This window comes from Streptomyces marokkonensis (assembly GCF_039539045.1).
Taxonomy (GTDB): Bacteria; Actinomycetota; Actinomycetes; order Streptomycetales; family Streptomycetaceae; genus Streptomyces; species Streptomyces marokkonensis.
Window position 1 is genome coordinate 1 of sequence record NZ_BAABCQ010000215.1, and the last position, 11,615, is coordinate 11,615.

At 68.8% G+C, this 11,615-nt stretch carries 9 protein-coding genes and 1 pseudogene; 8 read left to right on the forward strand and 2 right to left on the reverse strand.

The window, feature by feature from the left end:
* Positions 1–77: 77 nt before the first annotated feature.
* The 8 genes and pseudogenes from ABEA26_RS32555 to ABEA26_RS32590 all read left to right on the forward strand — a co-directional run.
* Positions 78–1,244, forward strand: coding sequence for a mandelate racemase/muconate lactonizing enzyme family protein (locus tag ABEA26_RS32555; RefSeq protein ID WP_345597227.1), 1,167 nt, complete (start codon positions 78–80; stop codon positions 1,242–1,244).
* The gene (locus ABEA26_RS32560; protein ID WP_345597228.1) at positions 1,241–2,245 is read left to right on the forward strand and encodes a zinc-dependent alcohol dehydrogenase; all 1,005 of its coding nucleotides are present in this window, start codon (positions 1,241–1,243) and stop codon (positions 2,243–2,245) included. The genes ABEA26_RS32555 and ABEA26_RS32560 overlap by 4 nt, the downstream gene beginning before the upstream one ends.
* Positions 2,246–2,379: 134 nt before the next feature.
* Positions 2,380–3,354 (forward strand): hypothetical protein, encoded by a 975-nt coding sequence (locus ABEA26_RS32565; protein WP_345597230.1) that lies wholly within the window; start codon positions 2,380–2,382, stop codon positions 3,352–3,354.
* A gap of 223 nt (positions 3,355–3,577) precedes the next feature.
* Positions 3,578–4,687: a multiple monosaccharide ABC transporter substrate-binding protein gene (chvE, locus tag ABEA26_RS32570; protein WP_345597231.1), complete on the forward strand. Its 1,110-nt coding sequence runs from the start codon at positions 3,578–3,580 to the stop codon at positions 4,685–4,687.
* A 32-nt stretch (positions 4,688–4,719) separates the two neighbouring features.
* Positions 4,720–6,279 (forward strand): multiple monosaccharide ABC transporter ATP-binding protein, encoded by a 1,560-nt coding sequence (gene mmsA, locus ABEA26_RS32575; RefSeq protein ID WP_345597232.1) that lies wholly within the window; start codon positions 4,720–4,722, stop codon positions 6,277–6,279.
* Complete coding sequence (gene mmsB / locus ABEA26_RS32580; RefSeq protein WP_345597233.1) at positions 6,276–7,520, forward strand: multiple monosaccharide ABC transporter permease; 1,245 nt, start codon at positions 6,276–6,278, stop codon at positions 7,518–7,520. Before mmsA ends, mmsB begins: the two co-directional genes overlap by 4 nt.
* Before the next feature lie 65 nt (positions 7,521–7,585).
* Positions 7,586–8,734 carry an aldose epimerase family protein gene (locus tag ABEA26_RS32585; RefSeq protein WP_345597234.1) on the forward strand — a complete coding sequence of 383 codons (1,149 nt, stop codon included), beginning with the start codon at positions 7,586–7,588 and terminating at the stop codon, positions 8,732–8,734.
* 77 nt (positions 8,735–8,811) lie between these two features.
* Positions 8,812–9,028: pseudogene (locus ABEA26_RS32590) on the forward strand (histidinol-phosphate aminotransferase family protein); the annotation flags it as partial.
* A 26-nt stretch (positions 9,029–9,054) separates the two neighbouring features.
* On the opposite strand, the gene ABEA26_RS32595 reads toward ABEA26_RS32590, so the two are convergent.
* Together ABEA26_RS32595 and ABEA26_RS32600 are read right to left on the reverse strand one after the other, a co-directional pair.
* A complete protein-coding gene (locus tag ABEA26_RS32595) occupies positions 9,055–10,488 on the reverse strand; it encodes a family 43 glycosylhydrolase (protein WP_345597235.1) in 1,434 nt (477 codons plus the stop codon).
* The gene (locus ABEA26_RS32600) at positions 10,470–11,438 is read right to left on the reverse strand and encodes an arabinan endo-1,5-alpha-L-arabinosidase (RefSeq protein ID WP_345597236.1); all 969 of its coding nucleotides are present in this window, start codon (positions 11,436–11,438) and stop codon (positions 10,470–10,472) included. Before ABEA26_RS32600 ends, ABEA26_RS32595 begins: the two co-directional genes overlap by 19 nt.
* Positions 11,439–11,615 lie beyond the last annotated feature (177 nt).

Genomic DNA, 11,615 nt, shown 5'->3' on the forward strand with positions numbered 1-11,615 from the left:
CGAGCACCCTCTCCTTACTGTCACGCCAGCATTTCGAACGAGTGACGAAATATCGAACATAGCGAAGGGCAGCCGCCGTGCGCATCACCGGAATCAGCACACACGTGGTCGGGACGCCGTGGCGCAACCTGACATACGTCCAGGTGCACACCGACGAGGGAATCACCGGAGTCGGCGAGACCCGGATGCTGGGGCACACCGACGCTCTCGTCGGCTACCTGAAGGAGGCCGAGGCCAACCACATTCTCGGTTCCGACCCGTTCGCTGTCGAGGACCTGGTCCGCCGCATGAAGTACGGCGACTACGGCCGCGCCGGCGAGATCGTGATGTCCGGTATCGCCGTCGTCGAGATGGCCTGCTGGGACATCAAGGGCAAGGCCCTCGGCGTCCCCGTCTGGCAGTTGCTGGGCGGCAAGGTCACCGACAAGGTGAAGGCCTACGCCAACGGGTGGTACACCACCGAGCGGACGCCGGAGGCCTACCACAAGGCCGCGCAGGGGGTCGTGGAGCGCGGATACCGGGCGCTGAAGATCGACCCGTTCGGCACCGGGCACTTCGAGCTGGACCACGCCCAGACCCTGTACGCCGTGTCGCTGATCGAGGCCGTGCGGGACGCGATCGGGCCCGACGCCGAGCTGATGCTGGAGATGCACGGCCGGTTCTCGCCCTCCACCGCGGTCCGGCTCGCGCGCGAACTCGCGCCCTTCAAGCCCGCCTGGCTGGAGGAGCCGGTTCCGCCGGAGAACCTCAAGGCGCTGCGGAAGGTCGCCGAGAAGCTCGACATCCCGGTCGCCACCGGCGAACGCATCCACGACCGGATCGAGTTCCGGGAGCTGTTCGAGGACCAGTCGGTGGACATCATCCAGCCCGACGTCGGCCACATCGGCGGCATCTGGGAGACCCGCAAGCTGGCCGCCACCGCCGAGACCCACTACACGCTCGTGGCCCCGCACAACGTGGGCGGCCCGGTCCTGACCGCCGCCAGCCTCCAGGTCGGCTTCACCTCCCCGAACTTCAAGATCCTGGAGCACTTCAACGACTTCGCGGACTCCGAGATCAAGAAGGTCGTGAAGGGCGCGCCGCAGGTGAACCCGGAGGACGGGTGCTTCCACCTCTCCGACGCGCCCGGCCTCGGCGTCGAGCTGGACACCGACGCGGCGGCCGAGTTCCCGCAGCAGCAGGCTCGGTTCGACCTGTGGGCCGAGGGCTGGGAGCAGCGCAAGCCCAAGGGGTCCCAGGCATGAGCGACGCGGTCGTCATCGAGGCGCCGGGCGAGCACCGGCTCGTGCCGCACGAGCCGCGCGAGCCCGGCCCCGGCGAGGCGCTGGTAACGGTGCACGCGGCCGGGATCTGCGGCAGCGACCGCGAGGTCTACCAGGGCAACCGGCCCGAGGGCTACGTGCGTTACCCGCTCACTCCCGGGCACGAGTGGTCCGGGACGGTAAAGCGGGTCGGCGCCGGGGTGCCCGCGTCGCTCGTCGGGCGCGGGGTCGTCGGCGAAGGGTTCCGCAACTGCCAGGTCTGCGACCGCTGTCACGCGGGCGACACGACGCTGTGCACGGCGGGGTACGAGGAGACGGGGTTCACCCAGCCGGGGGCCATGGCGCCCACGCTGACGCTGCCCGCCCGCCTCCTGCACGTCCTGCCCGACGGCGCCGACCTCACCGCCGCCGCCCTGCTGGAGCCCGCCGCCTGCATCGCCGCCGCCGCGCTCAAGGCGAACGCCCGCCCCGGTGAGCGGGTCGCCGTCGTCGGCACCGGGACGCTCGGCATGTTCGCCGTGCAGTTCCTGCGCGCCGCGTCCCCGGGCGAACTGTTGGTCGTCGGCACGCGCGGGGACCGGGAGGCGCTCTCGCGGCAGTACGGCGCGACCGACTTCCGGACGAAGGACCAGCTCCTCCCCGACGACTTCGACGTCGTCATCGAGACCGCCGGGTCCGCCGACGCCGCCCGTACCGCGGCCGGGCTGCTCCGCAGGGGCGGGCGGCTGGTGCTGACCGGTCTCCCGGCGCCGGGGGCCGCGGGGCTGGACCCGACCGACCTGGTCGTACGGCAGCTCGGGGTGCACACCGTCTTCGGGGCGCCGCCGGACGCGTGGGCGCACACGGTGCGGGTCTTCGCGGCCGGCCTGCTCGATCCGACGCCGCTGGTGACGCACGAGCTGCCACTCGCCCAGTTCCAGCAGGCCATCGAGCTGGTGGGGTCCGGCGACCCGAAGGTCGGCAAGGTGCTGCTGCGTCCCTGACGCCCACCCCTGAGCCGTACGCCGGTACGGGGGCGACCTGACGGCCTCCGTACCGGCGTACACCCATCCGTACGGGCTCCTCCCCGCCTGTAGCCGCGAACTTCGTCCGACATACCGAACACTAAGGACAGCTTGTGACCGACGCTTCCGCCGCCAAGGCCGCCGCACGCAGGCCCGGTGAGCAGGCGCTCACCGCCCTCGGCCTGGCCGCGCCCGCCCTCGACCCCGCCGATGCCTCGCCGCACTCCTTCCCGGGCGGCGGCCGCTGGCGCACCGAGATCCCCTCCTGCGAGGGTCCGGAGGCGCTGGGGGTGGTCCTGAAGGAGTCCTCACGACTCGACGTGCCGATCCACCGGATCAGCCAGGGCAGCGGTGTGTGGATGCTGACCGACGCCGAGATCACGGAGATGGTCGAGGCCACCGCCGAACGCGACATCGAGCTCTGCCTGTTCACCGGCCCGCGCGGCACCTGGGACATCGGCGGCTCCACCCGGACCGACTCGGGCGGCGCGGGTCTGCGGGCGCGCGGCCACGACGCGGTCGCCGGGTGCGTCGAAGACGCCGTCCGGGCCACGGAGCTGGGCGTCACATGCCTGCTCGTCGCCGACGAGGGCGTGCTGTGGACGCTGCACCGGGCGCGCATGGCCGGCATCATCCCGTCCGACACCACGCTCAAGCTGTCGGCGCTCGTCGGGCCGGTCAACCCGGCCTCGTACGCGGTGTACGAACGGCTGGGCGCCGACTCCATCAACGTGCCCAGCGACCTGACCCCGGATCATCTGACCGAGATCAGACGGGTTTCGGCCGCGCCGATGGACATGTACATCGAGGCCCCCGACGACCTCGGCGGCTACGTGCGGATGTACGAGGTCGCCGAGCTGGTGCGGCGCGGGGCTCCGCTGTATCTGAAGTTCGGTCTCTCCAAGGCGCCCGGGATCTATCCGTACGGCCACCACCTGCGGGAACTGACGCTGACCACCGCCAAGGAGCGGGTGCGGCGCGGCCGGCTCGCCCTCGACCTGCTCGCACGGCACGGGGCGGACGGGGACATGGCCCCGCTCGGCACCCGACTGCCGGGCTCGCTCAACCGGTTCGAGATCTCGTCATAACGTTCCGGAAAATCCCTTCACAAAAGAAGACACAGCCGCGCACAATCCCACACACCTGCTCTCGGTCGTTCCACCCTCAGCTCCACCCTCAGCTCCACCCTCGGGTCTGCTCTCGGGTCTGCTCTCAGTCCCGACTCGGTTCCGACTCAGCTCCACCCTCAGCTTCTTGCATACCGGCACCACCACCCGACCGAGCCCTGCACCCACATCAAGGATGATGACCATGCGCAACCGCAGAGCCGCACTCGCCGCCGTAGCCTCCGCCGCCTCCCTCGCCCTCACACTGACCGCCTGCGGCCAGAACAGCGAGGGCGGCAGCGAGGAGAACAAGGGCGGCGACGACGGCGCCACCATCGGCATCGCGATGCCCACCAAGTCCTCCGAGCGCTGGATCTCCGACGGCGCCAACGTAGAGAAGGAACTGAAGGCCAAGGGCTACGAGACCAAGCTCGTCTACGGCGAGGACGACCCGGACCAGCAGGTCTCCCAGATCGAGAACATGATCACGCAGGGCGTGGACGCCCTGGTCATCGCCGCGATCGACAACAAGTCCCTGGGCAACGTGCTCCAGCAGGCCAAGGACGCCGACATCCCGGTCATCTCCTACGACCGGCTGATCCTCGGCACGGAGAACGTCGACTACTACGCCTCGTTCGACAACGAGAAGGTCGGCGAGCTGCAGGGCACCTACATCGTGGACAAGCTCGGACTGAAGGACGGCAAGAAGGGCCCCTTCAACATCGAGCTGTTCGCCGGCTCCAACGACGACAACAACACCGGGTACTTCTTCCGGGGCGCGATGAGCGTCCTGAAGCCGTACATGGACAAGGGCGACCTGGTCGTCCGGTCCAAGCAGACCGACCTCAACCAGGTCACCACCCTGCGCTGGGACGGCGGCACCGCGCAGAAGCGCATGGACGACCTGCTCACCTCCAGCTACCGCAGCGCCCAGGTCGACGCGGTGCTCTCGCCCTACGACGGCATCTCCATCGGCATCCTGTCCGCCCTGAAGTCGGACGGCTACGGCTCGGGCAGCAAGCCCATGCCCGTCGTCACGGGCCAGGACGCGGAGGTCGCCTCGGTGAAGTCGATCATCGCGGGCCAGCAGACCCAGACCGTCTTCAAGGATCTCCGCGAGCTCGCCAAGGTCGCCTCGAACATGGTCGAAGCGTCCCTCGACGACAAGAAGCCCGAGGTCAACGACACCAAGTCGTACGACAACGGTGCCAAGGTCGTCCCCGCCTACCTGCTGCAGCCGGTCAGCGTCGACAAGTCCAACTACGAGAAGATCCTCGTCGACGGCGGCACCTACTCCGCCGACGACCTCAAGTAGCCGGGCCCCCACAAGGATTGGAAGGCACGACCATGGCGGGACCCGTCCTGGAAATGCGCTCGATCGTCAAGACCTTTCCCGGTGTCAAAGCGCTGTCGGACGTCACGCTGACCGTCCGCCAGGGCGAGGTCCACGCCATCTGCGGCGAGAACGGCGCCGGCAAGTCGACCCTGATGAAGGTGCTCTCCGGCGTCCATCCGCACGGCAGCTACGAGGGGGACATCCTCTTCGAGGGCGAGACCTGCCGGTTCAGGGACATCCGGGCGAGCGAGCAGCACGGCATCGTGATCATCCACCAGGAGCTGGCGCTGGTGCCGTATCTGTCCATCGCGGAGAACATCTTCCTCGGCAACGAGCACGCCAAGCGCGGACTGATCAACTGGAACGACACCCTCAAGCACGCCACCGAACTGCTGCGCCAGGTCGGTCTCGACGAGCACCCGGAGACCCGGGTCGCCGACATCGGCGTGGGCAAACAGCAACTGGTGGAGATCGCCAAGGCGCTGTCGAAGAAGGTGAAACTGCTCATCCTCGACGAGCCGACGGCGGCGCTCAACGACGAGGACAGCGGCAAGCTGCTCGACCTGATCCTCTCGCTGAAGGAACAGGGCATGACCTCGATCATCATCTCGCACAAGCTGAACGAGATCCGCCGGGTCGCAGACTCGGTCACGATCATCCGCGACGGGCTCTCCATCGAGACGCTCGACGTGAAGGCGAAGGAGACGACCGAGGACCGGATCATCAGCGGGATGGTCGGCCGCGACCTGGAGCACCGCTTCCCGGAGCGGACCCCGCACCATCCCGAGGAGGGCACCGCCCCGGCCCTGGAGATCCGCGACTGGACCGTGCACCACCCCATCGACCAGCAGCGCAAGGTCGTCGACGACGTCTCGATCAAGGTGCGCCGGGGCGAGATCGTCGGCATCGCCGGGCTCATGGGCGCCGGCCGCACCGAACTGGCGATGAGTGTCTTCGGCCGCACCTACGGCCGGTACGCGGGCGGCACGGTCCTCCGGGACGGCACCGAGATCCGTACCAAGACCGTCCCGGAGGCGGTGGGGCACGGCATCGCGTACGTCACCGAGGACCGCAAGCACTACGGCCTCAACCTCATCGACACCATCCACCGGAACATCTCGCTGACCGCGCTGGGCAAGGTCTCCAAACGGGGTGTGGTCGACGAGCACGGGGAGCGGCAGGTCGCCGAGGACTTCCGCAAGTCCATGAACATCAAGGCGCCGACCGTCTTCGAGCCGGTGGGCAAGCTGTCCGGCGGCAACCAGCAGAAGGTCGTCCTCAGCAAGTGGATCTTCGCGGGTCCCGAGGTGCTGATCCTGGACGAGCCCACGCGCGGCATCGACGTGGGCGCCAAGTACGAGATCTACACGGTCATCGACCAGCTGGCGGCCCAGGGCAAGGCGGTCGTCTTCATCTCCTCCGAACTGCCGGAGCTGCTCGGCATGTGCGACCGGATCTACACGATGGCCGCCGGGCGGCTCACGGGTGAGTTCTCGCGGGCCGAGGCCTCGCAGGAAGCGCTGATGCGTCGGATGACGAAGGACAAGAAGGACAAAGAGGTAACCCGATGAGCACGGACGTGACCGCCAAGACCCCGGCCCCCGCGCCGCCCGGCAGAGGCGGGTCGGCCGCCGGCGACGGCCTGCTGCGGCTGATGCTCGACGGCATGCGCCGCAACATGCGCCAGTACGGCATGCTGATGGCCCTCGGCCTGATCGTGGCGCTGTTCGCGGTGTGGTCCGACGGTGACCTGCTGCTGCCGCGCAACGTCTCCAACCTGGTGCTGCAGAACAGCTACATCCTGATCCTCGCGATCGGCATGATGCTCGTCATCATCGCGGGTCACATCGACCTCTCGGTCGGCTCGCTGACCGCGTTCATCGGCTCGATGGCCGCCGTCCTGATGGTCAGGAACGACCTGCCCTGGCCGGTCGCGGTCATCCTGTGCCTGGCCATCGGCGCCCTCGCGGGAGCCGTACAAGGGTTCTTCATCGCCTATCTCGGCATACCGTCGTTCATCGTGACGCTGGCGGGCATGCTGCTCTTCCGCGGTCTGACGGAGATCTTCCTGAAGGGCCAGACCCTCGGCCCGTTCCCCAAGGACCTGCAGAAGATCGCCAACGGCTTCCTGCCCGAGGTCGGCCCCAACACCAACTACCACAACCTCACGCTGTTGCTGGGCTTCGCCCTGATCGCCTTCGTGGTGTTCCAGGAGGTCCGCGACCGCAAGCGGCAGCTGGAGTTCGCCCTCGAGGTGCCGCCGGTCAAGCTGTTCGTGCTCAAGCTGGTCGCGCTGGTCTCCGCCGTCCTCGTCGTCACTCTGCTGCTCGCCAGCTACAAGGGCGCCCCGGTCGTGCTGCTCATCCTGGGCGTGCTGGTCGTCGGGTTCGGCTACCTGATGCGCAACGCGATCATCGGCCGCCACATCTACGCCATCGGCGGCAACCTGCCCGCGGCCAAGCTGTCGGGCGTGAAGGACAAGAAGGTCACCTTCCTGGTCTTCCTGAACATGGGCATGCTCGCGGCCCTGGCGGGTCTGGTCTTCGCCGCCCGCTTCAACGCGGCCTCTCCCAAGGCCGGCCTCAACTTCGAACTGGAGGCCATCGCGGCCTCGTTCATCGGCGGCGCGTCGATGAGCGGCGGCGTCGGCACGGTCCTCGGCGCGATCATCGGCGGTCTGGTCCTGGGCGTGCTGAACAACGGCATGAACCTCGTCGGCATCGGCACCGACTGGCAGCAGGTCATCAAGGGCGCGGTACTGCTGGCGGCGGTCGGGTTCGACGTGTGGAACAAGCGCAAGGTCGGTTCGTAACGGACCGGGGCCCCGCCGCTGAGGGCGGGGCCGCTTCTTCTCACGGAAGTACAGGAGCCGCACGGATGGAACTGAGCAGACGCACGGTCATCGCATCCGCCACCGCCGCCGGCCTCGCCGCCGCGACGGCCGGCGGCACGGCACACGCCACGGGAGGCAGGAAGCCGGTGAAGGAGCTTTTCGGCAAGCTCGCCGACGGCACGAAGGTGTACCGCTGGTCGCTGGAGAACGGCGGCACGCGGATGAAGGTGCTGTCGTACGGCGGGGTCGTCCAGTCCCTGGAGGTCCCCGACCGCCGGGGCCGCTACGAGAACGTCTCCCTGGGCTTCGACAACCTCGACGACTACGTGGCCCGCAGCCCGCACTTCGGCGCGCTGATCGGCCGGTACGGCAACCGCATCGCCAAGGGCCGCTTCAGCCTGGACGGCAAGGAGTACCAGCTCTCCGTCAACGACGGCGAGAACTCCCTGCACGGCGGCGCCCTGGGCTTCGACTACCGGGTGTGGGACGTCGAGCCGTTCACCGAGGGCTCCGACGTCGGCCTGGTCCTGCACTACACCAGCGTCGACGGCGAGATGGGCTACCCGGGCACGCTCAGGGCGAAGGTGACGTACACGCTCACCCGGCGCGGCGAGTGGCGCATCGACTACGAGGCCACCACCGACAAGGCCACCGTCGTCAACCTCACCAGCCACGTCTACTGGAACCTGGCCGGCGAGGGCAGCGGCACGATCGAGGACCACGAGCTGTCGATCGCCGCGTCCCGCTACACGCCCACCGACGCGGGTCTCATCCCGACGGGCGAGCTGGCGCCGGTGTCCGGCACGCCCTTCGACTTCCGCCGGGCCAAGCCGATCGGCCGGGACATCCGGGACGCCCACCCCCAGCTGGTCACCGCCAAGGGCTTCGACCACAACTGGGTCCTCGACAAGGGCATCACCGGCCGCCCCGAGGCCGTCGCCACCCTGCGCGACCGCTCCAGTGGCCGCAGCCTGCGCATCGCCACCGACCAGCCCGGCCTGCAGTTCTACTCGGGCAACTTCCTCGACGGCACCCTGACCGGCACCGGCGGCTCCCTCTACCGGCAGGGCGACGCCCTGTGCCTGGAGACACAGCACTTCCCGGACTCGCCGAACCAGCCGTCGTTCCCCACGACCGTGCTGCGGCCGGGACAGACGTACCGGACGACGACGGTGCACTCGTTCGACGCGTGAGGACACGTTCTCCTCACCCGCACTGAACGCCGCCGGCCCCTCCTGCGTACGCGAGGGCGGCCCGCGCTCCCCCGCGCGGGCCGCCCACAGACGACCGCGTACTCACCGAGCACCGGGCCCTGGTCCGGGAGTGCGGCGCCAAGACCGGTTCGTCCAGTCGCTTCCCGCGTCTCGTGGTACGTCCCCCGGGCTGACGTGCGCCGTGTGGTGTCCGGCCTGGAACAGGTGCTCCACGGGACCGGGAGGGGAGCCGCCGTGCCCGGGCCCGCCGCGGGGCTGCAACTCGGGCACGGCGGCGGGGTGAGGACGCGGGCGGCGCCTCAGGCCGGGTTCAGCCGCCACTGCTGACACGCGTTGTTCAGCCACGTCCACTGCCGTACGTCGGCGGAATCGGCCGTGGAGCAGTCGGCTACGTCGGCGACCTTGCCGGTGGCCTGGTTGACGATCCGGACGTGTCCGCCGTCCGTGGCGAGGAACCGGAAACGCTGGCAGGTGTTGTCCAGCCAGGACCACTGCCGCAGATCGGCCCCGTCGGCGGCCGAGCAGTCGGCGGTGTCCAGCACCTTCCCGGTGGCCACGTTGACCAACCGGTGGGTGTCGTCCCCGAGGTCCTCCAGGCGCCAACGCTGGTTGGCACCACCGTTGCAGGAGTACTGCGCCACGTTGGCCCCGTCGACCGAGGAACTCCCCGCGACGTCCAGGCACTTGCCGCTGTGGCGATTGGTGACCGTGTACGTCGTGGAGACCGTCGCCGGCTCCCCCGAGGGACCCGCCATGGCCGCCCCGAGCCGGACCGGGGTGCCGAGATCCGGGGTGCTGTCACCGTTCCAGGTGAACTTCTGCGCCCGCGCCGTACGCCCGTTGTCGCAACCGTCGGAGGTGGCGTCGTTGGCGTGGTAGACGATCCAGCTCTCGGAGCCGTCGGGTGAGGTGAAGAAGCCGTTGTGGCCCGGCCCGTAGACGCCGTTGCCGTCACTGCGTTGGAAGACGGGCGTGGACTTCTTCGTCCAGGAGGACGCGGATGCGGGGTCGGACCCGGTCAGTTCCAGTTGCCCCAGCTTGTAGTCGGGGGTCCAGCAGCCGCTGGCGGAGTAGACGAGGAAGGTCCTGCCACCCCGCTGGAGGATCTCCGGCCCTTCGTTGACCGGGGCGCCGGAGCGTTCCCAGTCGTACGTCGGTGTGGAGACCGTGGTGAAGGAGGAGGAGACCGTGTACGGGTTCGACATCCGGGCCGCGACGACGTTCTGGGTCCCGTTGTGCGTGCTGCCGAAGAGGTACAGCTGTCCGTTGATCGTCGCCACCGTGGGGTCGAGCATCCAGGAGGGGTTGAGTCGGCCCCGGTAGGTGTACGGCCCCATGGGGTCGGAGCCGGCGCTCTCCAGGACGTGGCTGCGCTGGGTCGGGTTGTAGTCGGAGACGTTCTGTCCGGCGACGTAGTACAGGTACCACCGTCCGTTCAGGTAGTGCAGCTCGGGCGCCCAGATGTTGCAGCACCGGGACGCCGCGTCGCCCTGCCACACCTGCACGCTGGGCGCTGTGGCGAGTCCGCCCAGGGTGGGCGACCTGCGGACGGTGATGACGTCGGTCCAGCTCGTCGACACCATGTAGTAGTTGCCGCTGTGGTAGGTGATCCAGGGGTCGGCGCCCTTCTGGGCCTTGACCGGGTTGGTGAAGGTGGCCGCGCTCGCGGAGGACTGCCCGAGCGAGAGGGCGAGCAGCAGGGCGGCCAGCAGGGTCAGTAGGCGACGGGCCATCCGCTGCTCCAGTTCAGGAGGTTGACGCCCAGTTTGGGTGTGCCGTTGTCGTTGCCGTCGTAGTAGTGGTAGACGATCAGGTCGCCGTCGACGTCGTTCATGATCGACTGGCCGCCGGGGCCGATGACGCTGCCGTGCGATTCGAGCACGGGCGTGCCGCCGTTGTTCATCATCGAGACGCCGTTGCGGTCGCGGTAGGGACCGGTGACGCTGGTCGCCCGGCCGACCTTGACCTTGTACGTCGAACTGGTGCCGGCGCAGCAGGTGTCGTACGAGGCGAAGAGGTAGTAGTACCCGTTCCGCTTGACGATGTACGGGGCCTCGACGGCCTTGGTACCGGTCGGGCGCGAGGCGAGGGAGCGGCGGGCGGTGTCGGAGGCGAGCTGCTTGCCGGTGGACGGGTCGATCCGGATCATCTTGATACCGGTCCACCAACTGCCGAAGGACAGCCACCACTTGCCGTCGTCGTCGACGAAGAGGTTCGGGTCGATGGCGTTGTAGTCGCTGGACGACCCCGACGTGTAGACGATGCCGTAGTCGCTCCAGGTGCCCGGCTGCCCCGTGCTGGAGCCGGCGAGCCCGATGGCGGAGGTGTTGGAGCCGAACTTCGAGACGGAGTAGTACATCAGGTACTTGCCGCCGTGGTACGAGACGTCGGGCGCCCATGCCTCCGGGACGGAGGAGTAGCGCGACCACCAGCCGGGCCGGGAGCCGAACGCGTCCGCGCCGGCGGAGAAGGCGGTGCGGTCGGAGGACGTCTTGCTGCTGATGCCGCCGCCGGTGGCGTAGAGCTGGTACTGCCCGGACGAGGTGCGGATCATCGTCGGGTCGTGGGTGACGACGGAGCCGGTGACCCGGCCGGGGTTGGGGTAGGCCGACGCCGTGGTGGGGACGAGGGCGAGAAGTGCGGCGGCGGGGAGGGCGAGAAGTGCGGTTCTCTTGCGGGCCATGGGCGGACACTCCTGTTCGGTGTTTCGAACATCGATCGCCTTTTCGGACGGGAACGTAGGGTCGAACCCCTTGCGCGTCAATGGCCCGCGCGGCGGACGGCAACCAACGTCCGGAAAACACCACGTTTCGCAGGTGACGCACCGATGAATTACTGACGGCCGGTCAGCACACTCCCG

What these genes read in the sequence shown, in the direction of transcription:
- mmsA (WP_345597232.1), top strand. Translation starts at nt 4,720, where the DNA reads ATGGCGGGACCCGTCCTGGAAATGCGCTCGATCGTCAAGACCTTTCCC.
- ABEA26_RS32600 (WP_345597236.1), bottom strand. Translation starts at nt 11,438, where the DNA reads ATGGCCCGCAAGAGAACCGCACTTCTCGCCCTCCCCGCCGCCGCACTT.
- chvE (WP_345597231.1), top strand. Translation starts at nt 3,578, where the DNA reads ATGCGCAACCGCAGAGCCGCACTCGCCGCCGTAGCCTCCGCCGCCTCC.
- ABEA26_RS32585 (WP_345597234.1), top strand. Translation starts at nt 7,586, where the DNA reads ATGGAACTGAGCAGACGCACGGTCATCGCATCCGCCACCGCCGCCGGC.
- mmsB (WP_345597233.1), top strand. Translation starts at nt 6,276, where the DNA reads ATGAGCACGGACGTGACCGCCAAGACCCCGGCCCCCGCGCCGCCCGGC.
- ABEA26_RS32595 (WP_345597235.1), bottom strand. Translation starts at nt 10,488, where the DNA reads ATGGCCCGTCGCCTACTGACCCTGCTGGCCGCCCTGCTGCTCGCCCTC.
- ABEA26_RS32560 (WP_345597228.1), top strand. Translation starts at nt 1,241, where the DNA reads ATGAGCGACGCGGTCGTCATCGAGGCGCCGGGCGAGCACCGGCTCGTG.